This window comes from Sphingobium sp. (assembly GCF_032153725.1).
GTDB lineage: Bacteria > Pseudomonadota > Alphaproteobacteria > Sphingomonadales > Sphingomonadaceae > Sphingobium.
The window spans coordinates 1-24,040 of sequence record NZ_JALDYQ010000071.1 but is presented as its reverse complement, the minus strand read 5'-3'; the positions used below and the strand labels follow the sequence as shown (position 1 = coordinate 24,040).

The 24,040-nt window shown below is 62.1% G+C and carries 19 protein-coding genes and 1 pseudogene; 10 read left to right on the top strand and 10 right to left on the bottom strand.

Annotated elements, in window-relative coordinates:
* The 4 genes and pseudogenes from RUH75_RS19000 to guaA form a co-directional block, all read left to right on the top strand.
* Positions 1–325 (top strand): annotated as a pseudogene (locus RUH75_RS19000) (hypothetical protein); the annotation flags it as partial.
* Positions 326–375: 50 nt separating this feature from the next.
* A complete protein-coding gene (locus RUH75_RS18995; RefSeq protein ID WP_313808748.1) occupies positions 376–1,035 on the top strand; it encodes a YoaK family protein in 660 nt (219 codons plus the stop codon).
* A gap of 50 nt (positions 1,036–1,085) precedes the next feature.
* A complete protein-coding gene (locus RUH75_RS18990; protein WP_313808746.1) occupies positions 1,086–2,339 on the top strand; it encodes a TCR/Tet family MFS transporter in 1,254 nt (417 codons plus the stop codon).
* Positions 2,340–2,387: 48 nt separating this feature from the next.
* Positions 2,388–3,947 (top strand): glutamine-hydrolyzing GMP synthase, encoded by a 1,560-nt coding sequence (guaA, locus tag RUH75_RS18985; RefSeq protein WP_313808744.1) that lies wholly within the window; start codon positions 2,388–2,390, stop codon positions 3,945–3,947.
* Positions 3,948–4,112: 165 nt separating this feature from the next.
* Here guaA and RUH75_RS18980 read toward each other — a convergent pair whose 3' ends face one another.
* Positions 4,113–5,693 (bottom strand): fatty acyl-CoA synthetase, encoded by a 1,581-nt coding sequence (locus tag RUH75_RS18980; RefSeq protein WP_313808743.1) that lies wholly within the window; start codon positions 5,691–5,693, stop codon positions 4,113–4,115.
* Positions 5,694–5,988: 295 nt separating this feature from the next.
* Here RUH75_RS18980 and RUH75_RS18975 point away from each other — a divergent pair, with 295 nt between their 5' ends.
* Positions 5,989–7,050 carry a homogentisate 1,2-dioxygenase gene (locus RUH75_RS18975; RefSeq protein WP_313808742.1) on the top strand — a complete coding sequence of 354 codons (1,062 nt, stop codon included), beginning with the start codon at positions 5,989–5,991 and terminating at the stop codon, positions 7,048–7,050.
* A 48-nt stretch (positions 7,051–7,098) separates the two neighbouring features.
* The gene (locus RUH75_RS18970; RefSeq protein ID WP_313808741.1) at positions 7,099–8,064 is read left to right on the top strand and encodes an NmrA family NAD(P)-binding protein; all 966 of its coding nucleotides are present in this window, start codon (positions 7,099–7,101) and stop codon (positions 8,062–8,064) included.
* Between the two features lie 56 nt (positions 8,065–8,120).
* Here the strand turns inward: RUH75_RS18970 and RUH75_RS18965 are convergent, their stop codons facing one another.
* The 3 genes from RUH75_RS18965 to RUH75_RS18955 form a co-directional block, all read right to left on the bottom strand.
* Positions 8,121–9,362 carry an MFS transporter gene (locus tag RUH75_RS18965; RefSeq protein ID WP_313808739.1) on the bottom strand — a complete coding sequence of 414 codons (1,242 nt, stop codon included), beginning with the start codon at positions 9,360–9,362 and terminating at the stop codon, positions 8,121–8,123.
* Between the two features lie 72 nt (positions 9,363–9,434).
* The gene (locus tag RUH75_RS18960) at positions 9,435–9,986 is read right to left on the bottom strand and encodes a cupin domain-containing protein (protein ID WP_313808737.1); all 552 of its coding nucleotides are present in this window, start codon (positions 9,984–9,986) and stop codon (positions 9,435–9,437) included.
* A gap of 161 nt (positions 9,987–10,147) precedes the next feature.
* Entirely contained in the window at positions 10,148–10,699 is a 552-nt protein-coding gene (locus RUH75_RS18955; protein ID WP_313808735.1) for a cupin domain-containing protein, read from the bottom strand.
* Positions 10,700–10,899: 200 nt separating this feature from the next.
* Between RUH75_RS18955 and RUH75_RS18950 the strand changes: the two genes are divergently transcribed.
* The 3 genes from RUH75_RS18950 to RUH75_RS18940 all read left to right on the top strand — a co-directional run bounded on the left by RUH75_RS18950 (position 10,900) and on the right by RUH75_RS18940 (position 14,394).
* The gene (locus RUH75_RS18950) at positions 10,900–12,102 is read left to right on the top strand and encodes a cytochrome P450 (protein WP_313808733.1); all 1,203 of its coding nucleotides are present in this window, start codon (positions 10,900–10,902) and stop codon (positions 12,100–12,102) included.
* A gap of 144 nt (positions 12,103–12,246) precedes the next feature.
* Complete coding sequence (locus RUH75_RS18945; protein ID WP_313808731.1) at positions 12,247–13,380, top strand: FAD-dependent oxidoreductase; 1,134 nt, start codon at positions 12,247–12,249, stop codon at positions 13,378–13,380.
* A 78-nt stretch (positions 13,381–13,458) separates the two neighbouring features.
* Positions 13,459–14,394, top strand: a complete 936-nt coding sequence (locus RUH75_RS18940; protein WP_313808730.1) for an NmrA family NAD(P)-binding protein — start codon at positions 13,459–13,461, stop codon at positions 14,392–14,394.
* A gap of 63 nt (positions 14,395–14,457) precedes the next feature.
* Here RUH75_RS18940 and RUH75_RS18935 read toward each other — a convergent pair whose 3' ends face one another.
* The 6 genes from RUH75_RS18935 to RUH75_RS18910 all read right to left on the bottom strand — a co-directional run bounded on the left by RUH75_RS18935 (position 14,458) and on the right by RUH75_RS18910 (position 22,795).
* A complete protein-coding gene (locus RUH75_RS18935; RefSeq protein ID WP_313808729.1) occupies positions 14,458–15,969 on the bottom strand; it encodes a malonyl-CoA synthase in 1,512 nt (503 codons plus the stop codon).
* Positions 15,970–15,972: 3 nt separating this feature from the next.
* Positions 15,973–17,409, bottom strand: coding sequence for a malonyl-CoA decarboxylase (locus tag RUH75_RS18930; RefSeq protein WP_313808727.1), 1,437 nt, complete (start codon positions 17,407–17,409; stop codon positions 15,973–15,975).
* Between the two features lie 99 nt (positions 17,410–17,508).
* On the bottom strand, positions 17,509–17,820 hold the full coding sequence (locus RUH75_RS18925) for an EthD family reductase (RefSeq protein WP_313808725.1): 312 nt from the start codon (positions 17,818–17,820) through the stop codon (positions 17,509–17,511).
* 39 nt (positions 17,821–17,859) lie between these two features.
* Positions 17,860–19,317 carry an aldehyde dehydrogenase gene (locus RUH75_RS18920; protein ID WP_313808723.1) on the bottom strand — a complete coding sequence of 486 codons (1,458 nt, stop codon included), beginning with the start codon at positions 19,315–19,317 and terminating at the stop codon, positions 17,860–17,862.
* An 80-nt stretch (positions 19,318–19,397) separates the two neighbouring features.
* Positions 19,398–20,255: an alpha/beta hydrolase gene (locus RUH75_RS18915; RefSeq protein WP_313808721.1), complete on the bottom strand. Its 858-nt coding sequence runs from the start codon at positions 20,253–20,255 to the stop codon at positions 19,398–19,400.
* A gap of 152 nt (positions 20,256–20,407) precedes the next feature.
* Positions 20,408–22,795 carry a TonB-dependent receptor domain-containing protein gene (locus RUH75_RS18910; protein WP_313808719.1) on the bottom strand — a complete coding sequence of 796 codons (2,388 nt, stop codon included), beginning with the start codon at positions 22,793–22,795 and terminating at the stop codon, positions 20,408–20,410.
* A 208-nt stretch (positions 22,796–23,003) separates the two neighbouring features.
* Between RUH75_RS18910 and RUH75_RS18905 the strand changes: the two genes are divergently transcribed.
* A complete protein-coding gene (locus RUH75_RS18905) occupies positions 23,004–23,858 on the top strand; it encodes an ABC transporter substrate-binding protein (RefSeq protein ID WP_313808717.1) in 855 nt (284 codons plus the stop codon).
* Positions 23,859–24,040 lie beyond the last annotated feature (182 nt).

The window sequence follows — 24,040 nt, the reverse complement described above, 5'->3', positions numbered from 1 at the left end:
GGACCGAGCCGGTTCGCCTTCCCAAACCGAACGCCATGGCCGGCAGGACGATCGATCCGATGCCACCCCCGCCGATCAGGCAGGTGAGGAGGCAATCACCAGTTGCGCCCTGGCCGCCCGCGACGAAGCCGAACGCGACGGCGGCTATGCCGAGGTCCGTCAGGTGCAGGAACCCCGTGAAACCGACGATGGCTATGATGTGGAGGGCGATGTCGTGATCCGCTCCGGCTGGCGCGCGCAGGACGGCACGTCGCGGCACTTCTCCTGCTCGGTGCAGAACGGCCGGATCATGGACGTCACCTTCCGGGATCGCGCCATACGATAGGCGATGATTATCATCTTGGCGCTGCCTACCGCCTTGCATAAGAGCAGGGCATGCGCCGCTACGCCCTTTCCCGACACATGCTCGCCATTGGACTGGCGGCTCAAGCCGGATTGATCGATGCGCTGGGCTTTCTGAAGCTGGGCGGCTTGTTCGTGTCTTTCATGAGCGGCAATTCCACCCGGCTGGGCGTTGGCCTCGCCACCCATTCAGCCGTCGCATGGACCGCAGCAGGGCTGATCGCCGCCTTCGTGGGCGGCGTCATGATGGGGGCATTGACGGCACGCAGGGCGGGGCGCTGGCGCAAACAGGCGGTACTGGGGCTGACGACCGCCTTGCTGATGGGCGGCGCATTGCTGAGCCTGGGCCCGGCGCCGGGCAAAGGGCTGACGCTGTTGATGGCGGCGGCGATGGGCGTGGTGAACAATGCCTTCCAGCGCGATGGCGAGGTCAGCATCGGCGTCACCTACATGACCGGCGCGCTGGTGAAGCTGGGCCAGCAACTGGCGACGGCGCTGAGCGGCGGACCCGCGCTGGGCTGGCTGCCCTATCTGCTGCTCTGGATGGGACTGGTCGCGGGGGCGGTTGCCGGGAGCTATTTGTTCGCACTGATGGACCTGCATGCCCTGTGGATCGCCTGCGGCCTTTCCGCCCTGCTCTGGATGTGGAGCTTTCGCATCGGCCCCCTGCCCGGCTGGCAAGGCTTGGCATGAGCATGACCAGGCTTTAGGCGGGAACGCCGCGCAGGAGTTCCCCTTTTTTCATGTCCGCCCGCCCATCCCATCGCCATGCGGCTGCCATCGCCTTCATCCTGGTGACGGCGCTGCTCGACGTCATGTCGATGGGGATCATCATTCCCGTCCTGCCGCAGCTCATCGAAACCCTCGCCCGCTCGAACGCGGCGGCGGGGATGTGGAACGGGCTGTTCGTCGCGCTCTGGGCGGCGATGCAATTCATCTGCTCGCCGGTCATCGGGTCGCTTTCCGACCGGTTCGGGCGGCGGCCGGTGATCCTGATCTCGATCGCGGGGCTGGCGCTCGATTTCATGCTGATGGCGCTTGCGCCCAATCTCTGGTGGCTGGCGGTGGGACGGATGCTGGCCGGGGTGACCTCCTCCAGCTTTACTTCGACCTTTGCCTATATGGCCGACATTACCCCGCCCGAAGGCCGGGCGCGGGGCTATGGGCTGATCGGGGCAGCGTTCAGCGGCGGGTTCGTGGCGGGACCGTTGCTGGGGGGGCTGTTGGGCGAGATTTCGCTGCGCGCGCCTTTCTGGGCGGCGGCGGGCCTGTCGGGGCTGGCCTTTATCTATGGGCTGTTCATATTGCCGGAATCGCTCACCGCCGACAAACGGATGGAATTTTCGTGGAAGCGGGCCAATCCCTTCGGCGCGCTGCGATTGTTGCGCTCGCATCCGACACTGTCGAGCCTCGCCATCGTCAATTTCCTGCTCTATTTCGCGCATCACCTCTTCTCCGCCGTTTTCGTCCTCTATGCGGGCGACCGCTATGGCTGGGGGGCGTGGCAGGTGGGAACGCTGCTTGCGCTGGTCGGCCTGATGGACATGGGCGTGCAGGGGCTGCTGGTGGGGCCAGTGGCGAAGCGGCTGGGCGACCGGACGACGATGGTGATCGGCCTGTCATTCGGCGCGGTCGGCATTCTCGCCATGGGATTGGCGCCGACGGGCTGGCTGTTCGTGGCCGCCATGTTCCCCAATGCGCTTTGGGGCCTCGCCATGCCGACCATCCAGTCGCTGATGACCCAGCGCGTATCGGAATCCGAACAGGGCCAGTTGCAGGGCGCGAACAACAGCGTCGGGTCGATCGCGGGCATTTTGTCGCCGCTGTTCTTCGGGGCGATCTATTCCCTGTCGGTCGGCGCCCAGCCACTGCTGCCCTTCATCGGCAGCGCTTTCGTGATTGCCGCGGCCGTATTGGCGGGCGGAGCGCTCCTGGGATGGATTGCGGGACGGGGCGGGGACGCGCCATCGCTGGACAAGGAGCCCCAAGCGCTCTAACCGGGCGCGCATCCCCAAACCCACTTCCGGACTAGCAAAGGCGATTCGATGACGCTGCCCCTTCAGGATTCCATCCTTATCGTGGACTTCGGCAGCCAGGTGACACAGCTCATCGCGCGCCGCGTACGCGAAGCGGGCGTCTATTCCGAGATCGCGCCCTTCAACGCCGCTGCCGAGGCATATGAACGGCTGAAGCCCAAGGGCATCATCCTGTCGGGCGGCCCTTCCTCAGTGATGTGGGAAGATTCGCCGCGCGTGCCGCACCATTTCTTCGAGGCGGGCATTCCGATCCTGGGCATATGCTATGGCCAGCAGACGATGATGCAGCAGCTGGGCGGCAATGTCGAAGGCGGCGAGAGCGGCGAATTCGGCCGTGCCTTCATTGAAGTCAAGAAGGCCTGCGCGCTGTTCGACGGCCTCTGGACGGAGGGCGAACGCCATCAGGTCTGGATGAGCCATGGCGACAAGGTGACGCAGCTGGCGCCGGGCTTCGAGGTGGTGGCAGTCAGCGAGGGCGCGCCCTATGCGATCACCGCGAACGAGGAAAAGCGCTTCTACGCAACGCAGTTCCACCCCGAAGTCGTCCACACGCCTGACGGCGCCAGGCTGCTTGCCAATTTCGTCCGTCATGTCTGCGGCCTTGCGGGCGACTGGACCATGGCTGAATTCCGCGCGACCAAGATTGCGGATATCCGGGCGCAGGTCGGTGAGGGCCGGGTGATCTGCGGACTTTCGGGCGGCGTCGACAGCGCGGTCGCCGCCGTGCTGATCCATGAAGCCATTGGCGACCAGCTGACCTGCGTGTTCGTCGACCATGGCCTGATGCGGCTGGGCGAGGCGGAGCAGGTCGTCAGCCTTTTCCGCGAACATTATGGCATCAAGCTGGTCCATGTGAACGCCGAGGACCGCTTCCTGGGCGGCCTTGCAGGCCTCACCGACCCGGAAAAGAAGCGCAAGTTCATCGGCGGCGAGTTCATCGCCGTGTTCGAGGAAGAGGCGGCGAAGATCGGCGGCGCGGACTTTCTGGCCCAGGGAACGCTTTACCCGGACGTGATCGAGAGCGTCAGCTTCACCGGCGGCCCGTCGGTGACGATCAAGTCGCACCATAATGTCGGCGGCCTGCCCGAGCGCATGAACATGAAGCTGGTCGAGCCATTGCGCGAGCTGTTCAAGGATGAGGTGCGCGTACTGGGCCGCGAACTCGGCCTGCCGGAGATTTTCGTGGGCCGCCACCCCTTCCCCGGCCCGGGCCTCGCCATCCGCATTCCGGGCGAAGTTGCCAAGGACCGCTGCGACATATTGCGCAAGGCGGATGCCATTTATCTTGAGGAAATCCGCAACGCCGGGCTTTACGACGCGATCTGGCAGGCCTTCGCGGTGCTGCTGCCGGTGCGGACAGTGGGCGTGATGGGCGACCATCGCACCTATGATTCGGTCTGCGCGCTGCGGGCGGTGACGTCGACCGACGGCATGACGGCCGACATCTATCCTTTCGATGCCGCCTTCCTCAGCCGCGTGGCGACGCGGATCATCAATGAGGTGAAGGGCATCAACCGCGTGGTCTACGATTACACCTCAAAGCCGCCGGGCACGATCGAGTGGGAATGATTTTCGTCCCTCCGCGAAAATCCAAGCCAGGCCGCGATACGGCGTGTCCCAAATCCGGAAGCACCATCGGACAGAGGAATTGCTCAACGGCATTTCCTCTGTCCAAGCATGGAAGAAGCGATCGCATTTGCGTAAAACCGGTTCCCTCTTTCTTGCGCACGATGCTCAACAGTTCAGCATCACCTTCAATTCGCGCTTGAGCACCTTCCCGCTGGCATTCTTCGGAAGTTTCTCGAGAAAGAAGAAATATTTGGGTCGCTTGTAACCTGCGAGCCTGTCCCGGCAGAACTGCGCCAGCTCGCTTTCATCGAGCCGTTCGCCTGAGCGGGGAACAATCGCGGCGGCAACCGCCTCCACCCAATGTTCATGCGGCACGCCAAAGACGGCGGCTTCGGCAACCTTCGAATTGCCGAAGAGTACCTCTTCGATCTCACGGCTGGAGATGTTCTCTCCGCCCGACTTGATCATGTCCTTCTTGCGATCGACGATATAGAGATAGCCGTCCTCATCGAACCGGCCGAGATCGCCGCTGTGGAACCAGCCGTTGCGGAAGGCGTCGGCCGTCTTTTCCTCGTCGCGATAATAGCCGAGCATCGCCTGCGGGCTGCGGTGGACGATTTCGCCGACTTCGCCCGGCGCGACGTCGGCATCGTCGTCATCCACGATCCGCGTTTCGACGTTGATCACGGGCTTTCCGGCCGATCCCAGCTTGGTCAACTGGTCCTCGGGCTTCAGGATCGTCGCGACGGGAGCCAGCTCGGTCTGGCCATAGAGATTCCAGAGCCGGAGCGAGGGCAGGCGTTCGAGCAGTTCCCCGATGATCGCGGTCGGCATGATCGAGGCGCCGTAATAGCCCTTCACCAGCGAGGAGAGATCGCGCCTGTCGAAATCAGGATGGCGCAGAAGCGCGATCCAGATGGTCGGCGGGCAGAACAGCTTGGTGACGCGTTCCGCCTCAATCGTTTCGAGGATCGCCGCGGGATCGGGACTGCGCAGCACGATACTTGTCGCGCCGATGTAGAGATCCACGCTGAGGAAGCAGTCGAGCTGCGCGCAATGATAAAGCGGCAAACAGTGCAATTCGACGTCAGCCGCATCCATCCCGCCGTCGACGATGCAGCTGACATATTGGGCGATCAATGCGCGCGATGACAGCAAGGCTCCCTTCGGCCGCGATTCCGTGCCGCTGGTATAGATCATCTGGACGGGATCATCCTCGTCGGTCATCGGCTCTACGGGCGTGCTGTCGGGATGGTCGAGCCATTCATCGGCGCAAAGCCAGCCGTCGGAAACGGCGGTGCCGTCATGGCGCAGATAGGCCCGGATCGCGGGAGGAGATTGCATCCCGGCGAAAGCAGCCTCGCAGACCTCGCACAGCGAATCCTCGGCAACGATCATCGAGGCGCCTGAATGCTCCAGGATATAGCCGACTTCCGTCGCGTTGAGCATGAAGTTGATGGGCGTGAAAATGCCGCCGGCGCGAATGATCGCAAAGCGCAACAACACGAACGACCTGTTGTTGTGCGAAAAGAGCGCCACCCGGTCGCCACGCCGCAACCCTTTGGCCAGCAAGGCATTGGCAGCCCGGTCGATGAGGGCGTCCAGGCCGGCGAAGGTATCACGGAAACCCTCATAGACCAGCGCGATCTTGTCCGGCGATCTTTGCGCCTGCAACCGGACGATATCGCTGACATTGCGCCTTCGCGCGGAGGCGACCACTTCCCTCGCGCCCTCAGCACTTCGCATATTCCTGCTCTCCATTATCCGGAACCGTGCCCAGCCATGCCGGTCGAAAATGACATGATGGGCGTTGCGCATGTACATGCATAATCTTGACTTCCGATACAAGCCGTCCTGCAAATCGTGATGGGAAAGGCCGTGTCGGCGGACATAATAATTGACATTACTGGCATATCGCTAATATCGGCATATATGGATGAAGCGGCGGTGGACCGGGTCGCGCCATGCGGGCCCGGACAAATGCGCGACATCGATCGGAAATGGGAACGAGGGCTGAAAAATGCAGAATTCTTGGATTCATGTGGCCAGAGGCCGCACTACCCCGCAGGCCCGCGTCAATGTCAGCGATCTGCATGAAGAGCATGTCAGCCGCGACAGCTTCTTTGGCGTTGCGGCCATGATGTACCACGGCCGTGCCACCGGAAATCCCTCCCGGGTCGAGGGCGACATGGCCGTGGCGATCACGTCGGTGGACCCCATGCAACCCGACGACGGGCAGGTGGCGGACGGCATGCCTCTGTCGCTTCTCTACAGCGACGAGATCGAAATCCTCATCAGTCGTCGCAGCGAGGCCATGCCGTTCCTCTTCAGGCACATGGATGCGGATACGCTCTATTTCATCCATAAGGGCGAAGGCGTTATCGCGACCGAGTTCGGCGACGTGCCTTATGAGCCCGGCGACTTCGTGCTGATCCCCAAGGCGATCAGCTATCGCGTGATGCCCTCCAGCCCGATGCTGGCGATGATCGTCGAGTCCACCGATCCCATCGGCTTCACCGAGCACCGGCAGGTGGGTCGGCACGCGCCGTTCGACCCCACCGTCGTCTTCGCGCCCGAACTCACGCAATATGACTGGCCGCACCAGAAGGAATGGGAAGTGCGCATGAAGCACGAGGGCGGGTTCAGTTCCGCCTTTTATGACCACCTGCCCTTCGACCTCGTCGGCTGGAAGGGGGACCTGTTCCCGATCAAGATCAACGTGCGCGATATCCGCCCAATCACTTCGGAGCGCCTGCACCTGGCGCCGTCCTCCTGGTCGGTCTTCGAAGCGCGGACCTTCCTGTGCGTCACCTTCCTGCCGATGCAGGTCGTCTCCGATCCCGAAGCAGAGGAACTCCCCACCCGCCACCGCAACGTGGATACGGACGAGGCGATCTTCTTCCGCAACAATATGGGCGAGCCGGGAGAGATTTTCATGCATCTGCCGCAAGGATTGACCCATGGCCTCGATGGTGAATTCCGCGAGCGCTATGCGCATCTTCGCGAGCCGGGCAGGATGCGCGTCACGAACGGGGTCAGCATCGACACGTTCAAGCGCCTCAAGCGCACGCCCGCATTCGAGGCCCTGTTCAAGAGGCGGTGAGGGGCGCGTGCGGCACTGCCAGGGCGGCCAGGCTGAGGAGGATGAGAGATGACTGAGTTTACCAAGAAGATTCCAGCATCCATCGGGATTTTCGGCGCCACCGGGCATATCGGTACGCCGATGGCCCGCTGGCTGCGTTACAACGCGCCCGGAACCCGGCTGCGCCTGATGACGAGCAATCCCGGATCGGTTGCCGGTCTTCAGCAGGCCTTTCCCGATTGCGAGGTGGCGATCGGCGATTTCTACGATCTGCCCGGCCTGACCAAAGCCGTCGACGGTCTTGAAGGGCTGTTCGTCGTTCCCCCGAACGGCACGCGCGAAGAAGTGGCCATGACCAATCTGGTCGACGCGCTCAAGCGTTCGGGCAGCCTCGTTCACATGATCCGGACCCTCGGCATCTTCCCGCATATGAACCCCCGGCGCATTCCGGCCGAGCTTGTGCAGATGGGCATGGGGCTCGAAGTCCAGCACCCCATCGCGCGGCGGATTCTCGAGGATTCCGACCTGCCGGTCACGTTCTTCAATCTCGGCGCGAGTTTTCTGGACAATTTCCTGCGTCCCCGTTTCGAAATGCTCTCGCCGGGCAAGGTGACCTGGCCGGATCGCCGGGTGCCGATGATCGATCCCAGGGAAATCGGCGAGGCCGCGGCCAGGATATTGTTGAGCGACAATGCCCGTCATATCCACCAGTTCCAGACGCTCAACAACGGAAGCGATTACATCACCATGGGCGAAATGGTGAGGATCATGAGCGAGGAACTGCTCATCGATATCGAGCATGATTCGAGCAAGGAAGGCCTTTTCGCGCTCCTCGAACCGGCGGTCAGGGCAGGCAAGGTGCGCGAAGGCATGCCGGAATATCTCTGGAACTTCTTCCGGTATGAAGACGCCAATGACGTGGCGTGGGTACTCAACGACTTCCTGGAAAGAACGCTTGGCCGCAAACCGAATACGGTGCGCGGCTGGATTCGCGAACATCGCGAACAGCTGCGCGCGAAGCTTCGCCCGGCCTGAAAGGACAGGGGGCGGTGGCGCGATCAATCCGCCGCCCCTCTCCCCTCGGCGGGCGACTACGCGGCCTGCCGAACGGGTTCTTGCTGGATCGACCCGACGGCGCGCCGCTCCGTTGCGAAGGCAAGAGCCGCGGCTCCCAGCAGGGCCATCCCCGCCAAACTCAGCCAAAGCGTGTAGCTATGAGCGGTGTCGTACAGGCGTCCAGCGGCATAGCCGCCCACGGCGCTCGCTGCGGCATGTATCGCCAGCAGTGAGCTATAGGCGCGTCCGAACTGTTCCACTGGGAAGCGGCGGCCGATGAGATAGGCCGTCAGATCCCCTTCCGTGCCCAGCCCGAAGCCGACCAGCAGCGCTCCCAGGATCAGCAACAGCAGCGATCCGCTGGAGAGAAGAGCCATGCCGAGCGCGACAAGGACGAGCAGCACCGCTGTGACAATGCCGGCATTCCAGCGATCCAGCAGATAGCCCGTCACCAGCCGGGCCAACATGACGGAAATGCCGAAGGCAGAGGCGATCGCGCCGGCCGTAGCCACATCCATGCCACGATCGGTCATCATCGGCACGAGATGCAGGGTCGTTCCCGGCACCGCTGTGGAAACGAGGCAAATGAGGGCGCTGATGGAAAGAAACGCCTTGTTCGTGACGATTTCGGACAGGGCCACGCGCGCTCCGCTCTCGGGCGGCGCATCTCCTTCCGTGCCCCTTAGAATGACCATGGCAAAAAGGCCCAGGCACAGCGCCATCGCCGCCAGCACGTAAAAGGCCGCGCGCCAACCTGCTTCGGCGATATAGGGGGCCATGAAAACCGGAACGAGGGCCCCACCGATGCCGGTTCCCGTAAGAGCCAGCCCCAGGGCTATGCCTCTGGCCTTTTTGAAGTTGTGAACGATGATCCGGTTATAGGGTATGAAATTGGACCCCGTGGCGAGCGCCGTCATCAACCCTATAAGCAGCAGATAGCTTGTCAGGTTCTGGGTAAACAGACCGAGCAGAGCGAGGCTCGCGCTGAAACCCACGATTGAAAACAGCGCCACGCGGAGCGCCCCGAACCTGTCGATCAGGCTGCCCGCGAACGGCAGAGCAATAATGGCCCCGATCACCCCTGCAAGAGGACCAAGCGAGGCTTCGGCGCGCGACCACCCGAAAGTGTCGGCAAGCGGCTTGATGAAAAGCCCGGCGGAATAGAAATAGACCGAGGCATAGCATGCGGCCACGCCGAAGAAGGAGCCGGCGATAACCCGCCGCCCCCGGCGCAGCTCCTCCCGGATCGTGCTCGTCTCTGCGATCTTCTGGTTCATTTTGCTCGTAAGACTCGTGACGCCCCGCGGCTCAGGCCAGCGAGGCTGAGGAAAGGAAGATGGATCGAGCCCTCACCTGGCCGCTTCGTCGGGAAGCGCAAGGAGCACGAAGAGCATCCGGCAGAACTTGTCGGACCGGTTCGCCCAGGCATGGCTCGTAGCGCGCTGGATCAGAACATCGCCCGGACGCATCAGCGTTTCCCCGACATCCATCATCGCGTAAATCTCGCCTTCGAGCACAATCGCATAATCGAGCGTCGGCGTTTTGTGGAACCAGAAGTGCCGTTTCGGTTCCTCGCCGGCCACTTCGCTCTTGTTCAGGAATTCCTTGAGACGCGCGCTATCCATCAGCTCGTCGGGCGCAAAATCGGCAACACGCAGGATCGAGCCGCCTTCGGAATGGAAACCGAAACCATGGCCCGCGGGCGCCGGGTCGTCGCCGGGCGCCGCAGCTTCGCCAGTGGCCCAGACGACCTGGCCGCCATTGGGCAGTCCCCTGACATGCATGACATTGGGCGTCGGCCCGTCGGAAACGATGATCGAGCGGCCTTCGCTGTCCTCTCCGGTGACGATGCGGCGCACCGGGCGGAGATGAGAGGGCAGTTCGCTGATGATGTCGCTCATTGGCAATGTCCTTGTATTTTATTTATATGGTCGGAGTGGAAACAGGCGACGGTCCGCCAGAGCATGATGTCGCGAAAACTGCATCGGATTGCAGGCGGCGAGCCGATACAGACAACCGCCATATGGTAACGGACCTTTGCACGATTGGTCGCCCGGAGGCGTCAGGGAGCATCGTCCAGACCCTCCGGCAACGAAATACCGTATAGACGGCAGCGCTCCACCAGCGCCTCCCTCGGCAGAGCACGCTCTTCGGCGTCCAGCACGAAGCTGATACCGTGCGTTTCGCTGATCGCTGCCCGTTCTTCGGGGGTTTCCGCGGCCAGATGCGCGCCCTCGAATATCTCGACCCCGCCCGGCGTCGTGAACAGTAGAATCCGGGTATCGTCTTCTTCCGCCCAGAAACGATGCGATATCTGCTTGGGCAGGAACAGGAAGCTCCCTGCCGGGGCATCGAAGGCATCTTCGCCGATGCGAATGCCGAGCCGTCCGGAAATGACATAAAGACCTTCATCCTGATGCTGATGGACGTGAGGCGGACGGCCGCGACGCACGCCGATCTCGAACACGCTCATAGCGCCTCCGGTCGACTGGGCCGTCGCCTTGGCGAGCGAGATGGCCTTGGTGCGCAGTTCGATCCCGCCGTTGATGGAACCGCCCGGTTCAACCATGTAGCCACGCAGCGTTTCATCCGGCCTATTGTGCGCGTCGACCATCGCTAACCCCTCGCTCCTTCGTCGCGCCCCTTGCCAGATCATGCAGCCGGCGGCGCGCGTTTCTTAAAAAATGACAATACAAGCATTATGCCAGTAGTGTCAATAAAGCAGCCAAGCTCCGCTGTGCGACTTGACGCGATATGATTAGATATCTAATCGTAATTTGGCCACTCTAATTTTTGCGTGCGGAAGAGGATAAAATGCAGGGAAAGGAGCTTCAATCGACCAGCGGAGGTGCCGATCTCTACGATCCGCGCGATCCGGCCACGGTGGACGACCCCTTTGCGGCGTTTCGCCGGCTTCGGGATGAGGCGCCGGTCTATCGCCTGCGCAATGAACCCTTCTGGGTTCTGTCGCGATTCGCCGACGTCGAGGCGGCGATGTTCGATTGGAAGACCTTCTCGTCGGCCAAGGGGAATCTGATCTACGAGGACCCCGCTCGGGTCGGCCGGACGATGGCGACCTGTGATCCGCCGCGGCATGACGCGATGCGCCGCTCGATCGGCACCGGTTACACCCCCAAACGGGTCAGGGCGCATGAACAGCGGATCGCGCAACTGGTCGACGACTTGCTCGATCGCATCGATCCGGCCGGCTTCGACTTCGTGACGCAATTTGCCGCGCCGTTGACCGGCGGCGTCATCGGATCGCTGATCGGCGTGCCTGTCGAAAGCCTCGAGGAACTGAGGGTGGCGGTCGATGAGGGTCTGGCCCCGACGGACGAGTTCCCGGACGGCCGCGGACTGGGCGAGGTCTTTGCCTTCATGCGCGATCTGGTTGCCGACCGCCGGCGCAATCCCCGCGACGACATGTTGACCGATTTCCTCAAGGCGGAGGAAAACGGCGTCAGCGTCGATGACGAGGACATCGCAGTCACCTGCGGCTCGATCCTGGGCGCTGGATTTTCGTCCACGGCGCATCAGATGAGCAACATCATGCTCAGCCTTTACCGCGCGCCCGATCAGCGCCGGCTTGTGCTGGAGGACCCTTCGCTGATCCCCCAGATGATCGAGGAAGGCGTGCGCCACGACGTGAGCACGATGGCGTTCGGCCGGCAGACGACGCGGGACGTGGAACTGCACGGCGTGACCATTCCGGCCGACTCGCGCGTGATGATCCTGCTGTCTTCAGCCAATCACGACGAGCGTCATTTCCACAATCCCGATGCCTTCCTCGTGCGGCGCGAAGCACAGCGACATATGGGGTTCAGCACCGGCGTCCATCATTGCATGGGCTCGTCGCTCGCCCGGCTCGAAATGCGCATCGCCTTCGAGCAGATACTGGCACGATTTGGTGAATTCGAACTGGATCTGGGCGCTGCCAACCGTCTGCATTCTTTGAATTTCCGTGGATTTCGTACTCTCCCCCTATGCGCGCAGCATTACCGGGAGCCGCGATCATGACATTTGCAACGATCCGATGATCGCGACCAACCCAGGCGGGGCACGGTCCCGGCGTGAATGAACAGGATTTTTCAGAGCGGCACGATCCAGGGCTGTGAGGACAGCCTTGGATCGAAGCCGGCAATTGGTCAGGAGGGTAACGATATGGCTAAGGTGGATAGGGTTACGATCGTCGGCGCGGGCATCAGCGGATTGCTGTTGGCTGCTTCCATGGCCCGCCGGGGCGCCGACGTCGTCGTGATCGAAAAGGGGCGTCGCGAAGACCAGCTCGGGACCGGAATCAATCTACAGGCAAACGCCCTTCGCGGGCTGAAGGCGCTTGGGGTGGCCGATGCCTGCCTGGCCCATGGGTTTGCCTGGGGCGACATGCAGATTCGCAATGAGGACGGCGCCCTGTTGGCCCAGCAGCCACTGCCCTGGTCCCCTGATGAGGACCTTCCCAAGGCGCTGGGAATCATGCGCACGGACCTTGCCGACATATTGGCCGACGCCAATCGCGAAGCGGGCGTCAGCATTCGCTACCAGACGACGGTCGAAACCATCGAACAGGACGGCGACGGGGTCACGGTGACGCTGTCGGACGGCAGCCAGCGGCGCAGCGACCTGCTGGTGGCAGCCGACGGCGTCCAGTCCGCAACCCGCATTGCCGTCTTCGGCGAGGAAACCAGGCCGACTTTCAACGGGCAGGGCGTGTGGCGTTACACGATACCGCGCCCCGCCACTCTCGGCGGCTTCACCCTGTTCCGTTCCCCCACGCAGCGCCCGGTCGGCTATCTGCCTTTATCGGCAGACAAGGCCTATCTTTTCATCCTTGAGAATTCTTCCGAGCCGTTCCGTTTCGCCGAAGAGGATCTGCATGACATGCTGCGCGAGCGCATGAGGTCCTATTCGGCGCCCGAGTTGCGGCAGGCCGCCGCGGAAATCGGTCCGGACCGTCATGTCAGCTTCCGCTGGTTCAACGTCATGCTCATGCCGCAGCCATGGTATAGCGGCCGGGTCGTGCTTGTGGGCGACTCCGCCCATGTCCCGACCCCCCAGCTCACCAGCGGGGCCGGCATGGCGATCGAGGATGTCGTCGTGTTGCTGGAGGAACTGGAAACGCGCGACAGCATCGAAAGCGCGTTCGCCGCCTACAGCGAACGCCGCTGGCCGCGCGTGAAGATGGTCTACGACAACACCCTGGCTCTTTCCAGAATCGAGCAATCGTCGGAACCGAGCGATGGCGAAACGATGCGGATCGGGGTGGAAACCTATCGGCTGCTCGACAAACCATGGTGACCATTTGTGTCGGGGCGGCCGGGCCTTTCTACAAGCGCGATGCGCTTTCGCATGACATATCAAGAAGGAACGAAAGCCTTGCCCGATAATCGCAAGCCCATTCCTGCCTCGATCCTCATTTTCGGCGCGGCGGACCGCATCGGCGGCCCTTTGGCCGCGTTCCTTGCCGGAGCGGCTCCGGGAATCCGCCTGCGGCTCGCATCGAGCAAGCCCGGAAAGGCCGAAAAACTGCGTCTGGCCCATCCCGATGCCGAGGTGGTCGTGGCCGATTATTACGACCTCGACTCTCTGCGCGCGGCGGTGGAGGGCATGGAAGGCATTTTCGTCATCGCGACGGCGGGAACCGACGAGACGATTGCGATGGGCAATCTGATCGAGGCGCTCAAGGGGAATCCCGGCCTGATTCAGGTGATCCGCCTCCTGGGTCTGCAACCGGAGGCCAATAATCATCGCATTCCCGCGCATCTCGATCGCATGATGCTGCCTCTCCAGCATGCGATCGCCAAGAAGATGCTCGACGACAGCTTCCTGCCCGTCACCTATCTCAACAGCGGCGCGACCTATATGGACAATTTCTTCCGGTTCGGCACGGATCGGGCGTTGCAACGCGAACGCAAGCTGATCTGGCCGGAGCGGCTGATTCCCTGGATCGATCCGGTCGAGGTCGGCGAAGTCGCCGCACGCCTGTTCCTATCGGACAATCACCGCCACATCGGCCAATTCCACACCCTTAACAACAACCATGACATTCTGCGCTTTCACGAAGTGGCCGCATTGATGTCGCAGGCGTGGGGGGAACCGATCGCTTATGATGGTTCGAAGGAGGCATTTTTCGCCGAATATGCGCATCTGGGGCCCAGAACCCAGATGCTGTGGGACTTTTTCGAATATGACGAGCAGAATGAAGTCGTCTGGGCGCGCAATGATTTCGTCGAGCGCATGCTGGGCCGCAAGCCCAGGACGCTAAGCGAGTGGCTGATCGAACACCGGGATGCCCTGCTCGGCACGGCCTGATCGCTGGCCAAACCGATAAGCGCGAGCACCGTGACGCCCTGGCGTCAGGGTGCCGCCCGGTCCTTACTGGAACAGCTGGGCCAGCTGTTCGCGCAGGACGGTCTTCTGCACCTTGCCCATGCCATTCTTCGGCAGTTCCTCGACAAAGACGATGTGGCGCGGCTGTTTGAAGCGGGCGAGCTTGTCGGCCAGCGCCCCGGTGATGGCGGCGCTATCCGCGAAATCGGCGCTGGCCGGCACCACCACGCCGACGACGCCTTCCCCCATGTCGGGATGGGGTACGCCCACCACGGCGGATTCGCGCACCTGGGGCAGTTCGTCCAGCGCGGTTTCCACCTCCGCCGGGTAGATGTTGTAGCCACCCGAGATGATGAGATCCTTGGCACGGCCGACGATGGACACATAACCGGCCGCGTCGATGAACCCCAGATCGCCCGAAATGAAGAAGCCGTTGCGGAATTCCGCCTCGGTCTTCTCCGGCATTTTCCAATAGCCCTTGAACACATTGGGGCCGCGAATCTCGATCACGCCGATCTCTCCCTGCGGCAGAACCGCGCCCGTCTCGGGATCGGCGATCCGGATCGTCACGCCGGGAAGCGGCAGCCCGACGGTGCCGGGAAGCCGGTCGCCGTCATAGGGATTGGACGTGTTCATATTGGTTTCGGTCATGCCGTACCGCTCAAGGATGGCGTGCCCGGTGCGTTCGCGGAACGCACGGTGAATGTCGGCGGAGAGCGGCGCCGATCCCGAAATGAACAGGCGCATGTGCGAAACCAGATCGCGGGTGAACCGCTCTTCCTTGAGCAAGCGGATGTAGAAGGTCGGCACGCCCATCATCGTGGTGGCCTGCGGGAGCGCGGCAAGCACCTGCTCGACGTCGAAGCCGGGCAGGAAGATCATCTGCGCGCCAGCGCTCAGCACCACGTTGGTCGCCACGAACAGGCCATGCGTGTGGAAGATCGGCAAGGCATGGAGAAGCGTGTCGCCATCGGTGAAGCGCCAGTGTTCGCACAGGGTCTGACAGTTCGATGCCAGATTGCCGTGGCTGAGCATCGCCCCCTTGGAGCGCCCCGTCGTGCCCGAGGTGTACAAAATGGCGGCGATGTCGTCGTCGTCGGCATTGCGGGTTTCGAATCCGCCCGGCCGGTCGGCGGCCGCGAGGGGGAGCGAACCCTCTCCCCGCGACCCCATAGTCTCTACCTTCGGCACGCCGGCCTCGTCCGCCAGCACGCGGATCGCATCGGCCTGCGCGGGGTCGCACACGAACAGGGCTGGCTGGGCGTCCGCCATGAAATAGGCGAGCTCGCCAGCGGTATAGGCGGTGTTGAGCGGAAGAAAGATCGCACCCGCACGCAGGCAGCCCAGATAGAGCATCAGCATGTCGAGGCTCTTGGGTACCTGCACCGCTACGCGATCGCCGGGGGTTACACCAAGATCGACCAATAAATTGGCATATTGGCCGGAAATGCGTTCCAGATCCGCATAGCTCAGCGTGGTGGCGCCCGGCGATGACGCGAATGTCCTGCTGCGGTCGCGGGGGAAGCGGCTGGCAAGCTGTGCGTAGAGATTGGCCATCGTTCAGTTGTCCTGTCGCTGTTCATCTGTTGCAAACGCCCTGGCTGCTTTCCTGAACGGAGTGCCCGTGGCGATTTCTCCGCGGTTCGCATAGGCTTCATGGTGTTTTTCGATCAGGGACAGATCGTAGAGATAATTGACCATCAGACCGGCGCTTTGCTTCAATCCCTTGTCCGACACGTCCCCGTGCCAGTTCATGCGTTCCAACCGCGCGCCATTGCCAAGATGGAAGCGTGCGACAGGGTCGCGGGGCCTGCCGGAAGCGTCCTTCGCTTCGAGGAAATAGTTGGCGGCGTGCCTCAACAGGAAGGCGCGCATTTCGTCTGCGTCGCTTTCGTCCGGTTGATCGGACAGGCGCAAGGGTTCCAGCCTCGCGCGGTCCACGGGATCGGTCATCGCCTTGTCCAGCCAATTCATCAGACCCGGAACGGGGGAAAGCGTCACGAAACAGTCAAGGTTCGGCAGTTCCCGCTTCAGGTCGGCCGCCACCTGCTTGATCAGGAAATGGCCGAAGGAAATACCGCGCAGGCCGGGCTGGCAATTGCTGATCGAATAGAAGGTGGCCGTTGTCGCATCGGCCGCGGCGAGCATCGGCCGGTCGGGGTCGAGCACAGCCTGAATGCTGTCCGGCATGTCCGTCGTCAGGGCCACCTCGACGAAGATCAGCGGCTCGTCCACCATGCCCGGGTGGAAAAAGGCGTAGCAGCGTCGATCCTCAGGATCGAGCCTGCCACGCAGGTCGGACCAGCTCTTGATATCGTGGACGGCCTCGTAACGGATGATCCGTTCCAGCAGGCTGGCAGGCGATGACCAGTCGATCGATCGCATGGTGAGGAAGCCGCGGTTGAACCATGATTGCAGCAGGTGGTTCAAATCCCAGTCCACCATATCGAGCGACGGGGCCTCGCGGGTCATTATGGACAGAAGGTCGGCGCGCATCCGGACCAGCGCGGCCGTGCCGTTCGGCGCCAGATTGAGCCTGCGAAACAGTTCCTGACGCGGCGGCTCGACTGCCCGGGCCAGCGCGGGCAATGCAACGGAGCCTTTGGCGCGGTACTGATCCCAACACTCTATCAGCGTCTGCTCGTCGGGATTGAACCGCGTGGCGAGAGAGACGAAAAACTCTTTCTTCACGGCAATGTCCGCGTCTTCGTAGAGTTGCAGCAGGCTGGTCGCGATGGCAACGCCAGAAGCTTCGCCGCGAACCGACAGGAGGGCGTCGGCGAGTTCAATCAACGCTGGCGCCGTGGGAACGAAAGCATGCCCTTTACCTTGCGCTCCGAAGGGGAGAAGACGGCCCAGATTGCGGCCCGAGAATGTCAGGCGACCGAGCCAGTCGGTGATCGTACCGCGGCGCATCGATGCGCGCGGCTTTGCCGCGACACCGAATTTTCCCTCCGGCGGCAGGCTTTCCTGAACGGATTGCGAGCGACTTTTCATATCACGGCCTCCAGCATAAGCTTGTCAGAGTCTGCTTCCGCATGCGCCTGCGGAAGCAGGTAAAGCCCCCCATGGACAGTCGAAACTCTTCGCTACCGCTTATCCGGCTTCTTCCGCGATCGAATAGTGAACGATCAATGGAGGAACCCGCGCGAAGTTCACCACATCGGCCGCCACCCTTTCGCCCTCCGGAGAGCTCATGCCGGCGCCGAGCGCCTGCGCGTCCGCGAAGTCCCCTTCGAAAATGCATGCGAACTGCGCTTCACCCGCCAGCGTCTGCGGGTCGAAACTGTAGCGCAAGGCCTGAAGGCCCGGAATCTTGCGGGCCAGCGGAATATGTTTTTCAACATAATAGGCCTTGAAAGCCTCCATGTCGGGTTGGCGCGGATACATCACGACGAATTTCTGCATATCAGAACCCTCTTCGGTTTCCTGTTTTGGACAGCGCCGTCATCCCGCCACGGCGTCCAGCAACACGGTCTTCGTCTCGAGATAGCTGAGCAGGCCCTTCTCGCCGCCTTCACGCCCAATCCCCGACTGTTTGAAGCCCCCCCAAGGCAGCGAGAAATCGGTCCGCAGCCCGTTCTGGGCGAAGGTTCCCGTCCGCAGCTTCCTGGCGATCGCGGCCGCCGCTGCCGAATCATGAGTCAGGACCGACGCGTTGAGGCCGTAGATCGTATCATTCGCTATCCTGACGGCGTCCTCGACATCCTCGCAGGCGATCAGGCAGAGCACCGGGCCGAAGATCTCCTCGCGCGCGATCGTCATATCGTTGGTCACGCCGGTGAACAGCGTCGGCTCGAAGAAGAAGCCGCGACCGGGCTCCGCGGGCCGCTTGCCGCCGGTCAGGACGGTCGCGCCTTCAGCCACGCCCACGGCAATATAATGTTCGACCCGCTCACGCTGACGCGCCGAGGCGAGCGGCCCCATCTGGGCTTGCGGATCGTCCGAATGGCCGATACGGACCTGCTTCATTTCCTCTGCGATGGCCGCAGCCAATTCATCATAACGGTGGCGTGACACGATGGCGCGCGTCAGCATGGCGCAAATCTGACCGCTCACGGTGACGATCGTGCTGGTCAGGATCTTCGCCGCCTCGGCCACGGGCATGTCATCCAGGACGATGGCAGCGGACTTGCCCCCCAGTTCCAGCGTGAAACGCCGGATGTTCTCGCCGCATACCTGCGCGATCTGCCGCCCAACGGCGGTCGATCCGGTGAAGGCGATCTTATCGACCCTGGCATTGCGCATCAGATGGTCGGCGGCTTCGCGGTCCGAGGGAACCAGGTTGATGACACCGGGCGGCAAACCCGCCTCTTCCGCGCACTCCGCGATGATGTAGGCCTCGACCGGCGTTTCGGGCGCGGGCTTCATGATCACGGTGCAACCAGCGACAAGGGCTGGAGAAACCTTGGCCATCATCAGCTTGTAGGGGACGTTCCACGGCGTGATCGCCGCGATGACTCCCACCGCCTCGTGGATGACCCGCGCCTCGTCGGCGAACGGGCTGTCCACGCGCACATCAAACGGGAAATGTTCGCCGGCGGCGATCGCATCGCGCAGGTTCTGCGTCCCGCGCTGCGCCGCGAAACCAGCCATCGCAGCCAGCCCGCCCATCTGCATCGACCAGGCGGCGGCGAGTTCGGCCTCGCGCCGGTCGAGGGCATCGGCCATCCGTTTCAGCATGGCCAGCCGATCGGAGACGGGCATGGTGGACCAGGGGCCGCCATCGAAGGCCTCACGCGCCGCATCGACGGCCTTGTCCATGTCGCGCGGGCCAGCGCCCGCCACCCGGAACACGACTTCCTCCGTGTCCGGGGAAATCACTTCTATGGGCGAACCGTCGAGAGAACTCACCCATTGGCCTGCAATATATAGCCGGTCAGGATTGCGCAACTGCACTGCCATGACTGCCCTTTCATCTTCAAGATTTGATGTTCGTACTTCAGGAAGGCAAAACATCCGCCGTTCCAGGCATGTTTCACGGATTAGATGAGTTCCAGATTCTGGGCGAACTCGGTGATTGTCTGTGCCACGCCCTGGGGATTATCGAGCTGAAGGGCATAATCCCCGTCCAGATCGATAACCCGTGCATCTTTCCAATAGCGGGACAGTTCCTCGATTTCCTCCCGGCTCGCCGTGCTGCGGCTTGCCCGCATGAGCAAAACCGGACATTCCGTCCCTCTGGCATAGGAACTCAGATCGTCGAGCATATGGGACAAGCCTTGGGCGACACGCACGTCGTCATGCAACGGGATGATCCTCCCGGTTTCAAGGCGACGGAAATTGTGCGCGATACGATGGTTCAGCAATTCGTCCGCCTCGTGATTCCAGGGCCTGTGCCCCTTGTAGAAAGCGCGGATTTCATCTTCCGACGCGAAGTCTTCGGGATATTCGGTCGTCATTTGCGCAACCCGGAGAACCAGTTTGGCATCCGCTCTGGTCACACGGAAATTGCAGACATGCGGTCCATTGACCAGCCCCAAGGCCAGGATCCGCTCCGGGTACATCGCCGCAAAGACCTGCGCGACCCGTCCCCCCAGTGAATGCCCCACCACGATGGCGCGATCGATGCCCAGTTCCTGCATGAACAGTTCGAGATCATGAGCGTATTCCTGGGCCGAGTAATCGCCGTCCGGCCTGCCTGAAAGTCCATGTCCCCGCTGATCGGGAGCAAAAATATGAAACCGGTTTCCCAACGCTTCCGCCACCCATTCCCAGATTCGCGCATAGCCCGCCGAAGGATGCAGCAAAATCAGCGCCGGGCCATCGCCGGGCCACTCATAATAATGGCTCTTCAAGCCATTCTTCAGCGTGGCGGTGTTTTCACGGCAAGCGCGGGTCATTCCTATTTCTCCAAACTTTGATCAGCAGATGGCGCGTCATGGCCTGGCGCCCCGATCGCACTTTTGTTCCACATCCCGCTTCAACCGGAATGAACGGGTCGCCATCCGCCCATCCGCCGCCACGTGCGACAGGGCGGATGGCGGACCAGACTCTAGAAGCTGGCGCCGACGCGCACGCCGTACATCCGTGGCAACCGCAGCGACGTGGCGACCAGCGACGATACGGCCGGGTTGGGCTGCGAGAAGCCGACGACATTTTTGTTTTCGATGTTGTTGACAAAGCCGGCCACGGAGAACCGCTCATCCGGCGAGGACCATGACAGTTGCAGGTTGCTCATCCAATATCCCTTTTGCTTGTCCAGCAGTTCCGTCCCCGTGTACACGCTCGACTGATAGCGCGTGTCGGCGTTGAGGGTCAGGCTGCCCAGATTGCCCAGCGGAAGCCGCTGCTCAATGCCGAACTGATATGTCCACTCCGGGGCCTGGGACGGACGCTTTCCGCTGCAATCAACGATGTAGTTGCCGCTTACGGGGCCGCTGACCGGACAGCCGGTGGTCGGAGCGCCCGCGGCTGCCGCAGAGGAATAGACGAATTGCCGGTTCTTCGCGTCAAGATACTGGGCGGTGGCGTTCAGGGTGGTCCCGGCAAAGATCCGCGCCTGCCCCTCGACCTCAATGCCCTGCAAGCGGCTCTTGCCGACATTCTGCGTCACGAAATCGACGCCGCCCACGCTGTTGGTGTGGAACAGGGAAACCTGCTGGTTCTTGTAGTCCCAGCGGAAGGCTTCGATGTTCAACTGAACGCGGTTGCCGAAAAAGCGGTTCTTGGACCCGATCGTGATCGCCGAAATCGTCTCAGGCTTGAATGATGGATCGTCGATCGTGACGAAGAAGCCGCCACTCTTGTAGCCCGTCTCGTAGCTGGCATAGAGCATCGATGCCCGCGATACGTCCAGTTCGGCCCCGACCCGGTAGGTCAGCTTGCGGAATACCTTGGATGCATCCACGGCGCTTTGGGCCGCCGTCACGATGTCGCCGGCGCCGAAGGGCTGCACCGGAATGATCGTGCCGCCGGGCGTGAAGAACATGGCTTCGGAGCCATATGTGTTGGGCAGGATCGGACCGCCAAAACAGAATTGCGGACCGGCAGGCGCCGGCACGAAGACACCGGGGCAGACCACGGTGGCGTTGATCTGATTGATCCGTGCCGATTTGTCGTCGATGGTGTAGCGCAGCCCACCCGACAAACGAAACTGGTCAGTGATCGAGTATGTCAGGCGGCCATAGGCGGCATAGCTGTCGGTCTTCGTGCGGGATTTGAAATAATTGTTGATATACTGGAATGAAATGACAGCGTCCCCGGAACTCCGCTCGGAAAATCCGTACAGACCGAAAATATAGGCAAGCCGCGCGCCTTCCTTCGAAGCGAGACGGACTTCGAGTGAATTCTGATCGGTCTTTTCGATATAGGGGGAATAGAAGCCGGTGGCCGTCGTGCGGTAGTCAATGCTGGAACGGCGATAGGCGGGCAGGATCGTCAGTTGGCCAAGGCTGGTGTCGATGTCCGCTTGCAGATACAGGCCCCAATAATTGTTCCGGTTGTAAACGTCTCGACTGAGCGGATGCAGCGTGTCGCCTGCAAGAAAATCAAACGACGATGCATAAACCGCCTGGGCCCTGGGATCGCTGAGGCCGATACGATCGTCGGGATCAAGTCCCTTGACCGTCGCCCCCGCGCCAAGTCCGCCCTGGTGCGCATAGTCGGCGCCGATGGTGGTGCGCACCGTATCGGACAATTCCACCGAAAGCTGGGCGCGAACGGACTGCTGCTTGTCATCGCCCGTCCCGTCGCTGTAGGTGCCATCCCGATCGACGACCTGGCCGGCCACGCGCAGAGCCGCTTTCTCTCCCAGCGGCAGGTTGATCGCGCCATTCACCTTGCGTGCGTCGTAATTGCCCAATTCGAAATTGGCGTAGCCCGAAAACTCGCCCAGAACCGGCTTGGTCGAAATGATGTTGATCGCGCCGCCCGTGGCGTTGCGCCCGTAGAGTGTTCCCTGCGGACCTTTCAGCACTTCGACCCGCTGCAGGTCGAAAAACATTCCCTGCACCGCGCCCGGGCGGCCGATATAGACGCCGTCGATATTCACCGCGATGGCCGGATCGGAGAGGTTGTTGGAGACAAAATTGCCGACGCCGCGCAGATAGAAATTGTTGACAGGCCCGCCGATGTTGGAAATCTGAAGCGAAGGCGCGACGTTCGTCAGGCCGGCCGTGTCCACGATGCCGGTGCGCGTCAGTTCGTCGGACGTGACGGCAGTTATGGCGATCGCGGCGCGCTGAAGACTCTCCGAACGGCGCTGTGCCGTCACCACGATTTCATCCAGCCCCTGCATGTCGTTCTTGCCTGCCGTCCCATCTTCGGGCGCTGCGGTGTTCGCTTCCCCCGCGAAAGCTGACCCCGGAGTGAGGCAGGTAGCAGAAACACCGCAGAGCAATATGCGCGCCATTGTCACGATCCGCCGTCCCATCATCCCCATATCTTCCTCTCCTGATTGCCGATTTTCTGCGTGGCGCGAGATGAATCGGCGCAATCTCATCGCCGCTTCTTTATAATTAGAAATCTAACTTTTTATTGTCAAGCGGGGTGCCGGACGCGGAGAGACGCAGTTCGATCCACATCCACCTTGCAACGGTTAGACGTCTAACATATTCGTTGTGGCATAAGGATGACTGGAAGGACGTTGCATGTTGAAGATTACATGGTTCATCACATCCGCGCTGGTGATGGTCGGCAGGACCAGCGCAGACTGGCCGGCAGACCTGCTGGCCGAACCGTTCACGACCACGACGTCGGACGACCAATATGACGCGCTTTGTTCGGGTGCCTGTGATCTCGCCATTACAGCGATGGACAACGTCATTGGTTGGAATTGCCGCGGCGGGCCGGACGATTTCGTCATTCTTGCCCAAACGGAACGCACCAACCTGCTGAAGGTCTTTGCGCGGAAGGGGTTCCGCTCGCTGGCGGACCTCCAGGGACGCAATCTTTTAGTCGATTCGGCGGAGAATGGCTACGTCGTGGTCCTGCAGGCGCTGATGCTCGATGCCGGAATCCGGTTGGGCGACTACCGCATGACGCCCGCAGGCGGCGTGGGGCAACGCTTCGAGGCTCTGGTTGCGGATGGCGGCGATGCGACGTTGATCGCCCCGCCCTTCGACCGCGCTTCGGAACAGGCGGGCCTTGTCATGCTGGCCGACGCCCAGATGAGCTACCCGGCTATTCCGGGGCAGGGCCTGGTCGTGCGCCGTTCGGTGCTCAAGGCCAAATATGACGCGATCGCCCGGCTGCTTGACCTGATGCGCAGTGCGCTGAAACGCATGCGGGCGGAACCCGCAGCGGTGAAGGCGACGCTCATCGCCGGTGGCTTCCCTCCACCGGCGGCGGACATATTGGTCGCAATCATGCCGGACTCGCTGGTGCCCGACCGGGCCGGTATCGAATTGCTCGTCGACATGCGTCAGCGGCTGGGCCTGCCGCTGGGTTCGGCCAGCGTGGACAGGCTGGTCGATTGGGAGTGCGCGCGGGCGCTGGCGCAATAGCAGGCCCGGCCCGCATCATCCTCATTTAGAGCATCGTGCGCAAAAGTGGGAACCGGTTTTGCGCTTAAAATGATGCAATAACAAAGAACTAGAGCGCGCGCCCTGCGTCCGATTAAACGCAGCGTGCCCTAGTCACCTGGAACTGAAGTAGGTTATATTGTAGAGTGCTGCCGTCTGAACGA

Coding starts and splice junctions, on each gene's coding strand:
- RUH75_RS18995 (WP_313808748.1), top strand. CDS start 376: ATGCGCCGCTACGCCCTTTCCCGACACATGCTCGCCATTGGACTGGCG.
- RUH75_RS18990 (WP_313808746.1), top strand. CDS start 1,086: ATGTCCGCCCGCCCATCCCATCGCCATGCGGCTGCCATCGCCTTCATC.
- guaA (WP_313808744.1), top strand. CDS start 2,388: ATGACGCTGCCCCTTCAGGATTCCATCCTTATCGTGGACTTCGGCAGC.
- RUH75_RS18980 (WP_313808743.1), bottom strand. CDS start 5,693: ATGCGAAGTGCTGAGGGCGCGAGGGAAGTGGTCGCCTCCGCGCGAAGG.
- RUH75_RS18970 (WP_313808741.1), top strand. CDS start 7,099: ATGACTGAGTTTACCAAGAAGATTCCAGCATCCATCGGGATTTTCGGC.
- RUH75_RS18965 (WP_313808739.1), bottom strand. CDS start 9,362: ATGAACCAGAAGATCGCAGAGACGAGCACGATCCGGGAGGAGCTGCGC.
- RUH75_RS18960 (WP_313808737.1), bottom strand. CDS start 9,986: ATGAGCGACATCATCAGCGAACTGCCCTCTCATCTCCGCCCGGTGCGC.
- RUH75_RS18955 (WP_313808735.1), bottom strand. CDS start 10,699: ATGGTCGACGCGCACAATAGGCCGGATGAAACGCTGCGTGGCTACATG.
- RUH75_RS18950 (WP_313808733.1), top strand. CDS start 10,900: ATGCAGGGAAAGGAGCTTCAATCGACCAGCGGAGGTGCCGATCTCTAC.
- RUH75_RS18945 (WP_313808731.1), top strand. CDS start 12,247: ATGGCTAAGGTGGATAGGGTTACGATCGTCGGCGCGGGCATCAGCGGA.
- RUH75_RS18935 (WP_313808729.1), bottom strand. CDS start 15,969: ATGGCCAATCTCTACGCACAGCTTGCCAGCCGCTTCCCCCGCGACCGC.
- RUH75_RS18930 (WP_313808727.1), bottom strand. CDS start 17,409: ATGAAAAGTCGCTCGCAATCCGTTCAGGAAAGCCTGCCGCCGGAGGGA.
- RUH75_RS18925 (WP_313808725.1), bottom strand. CDS start 17,820: ATGCAGAAATTCGTCGTGATGTATCCGCGCCAACCCGACATGGAGGCT.
- RUH75_RS18920 (WP_313808723.1), bottom strand. CDS start 19,317: ATGGCAGTGCAGTTGCGCAATCCTGACCGGCTATATATTGCAGGCCAA.
- RUH75_RS18915 (WP_313808721.1), bottom strand. CDS start 20,255: ATGACCCGCGCTTGCCGTGAAAACACCGCCACGCTGAAGAATGGCTTG.
- RUH75_RS18910 (WP_313808719.1), bottom strand. CDS start 22,795: ATGGGGATGATGGGACGGCGGATCGTGACAATGGCGCGCATATTGCTC.
- RUH75_RS18905 (WP_313808717.1), top strand. CDS start 23,004: ATGTTGAAGATTACATGGTTCATCACATCCGCGCTGGTGATGGTCGGC.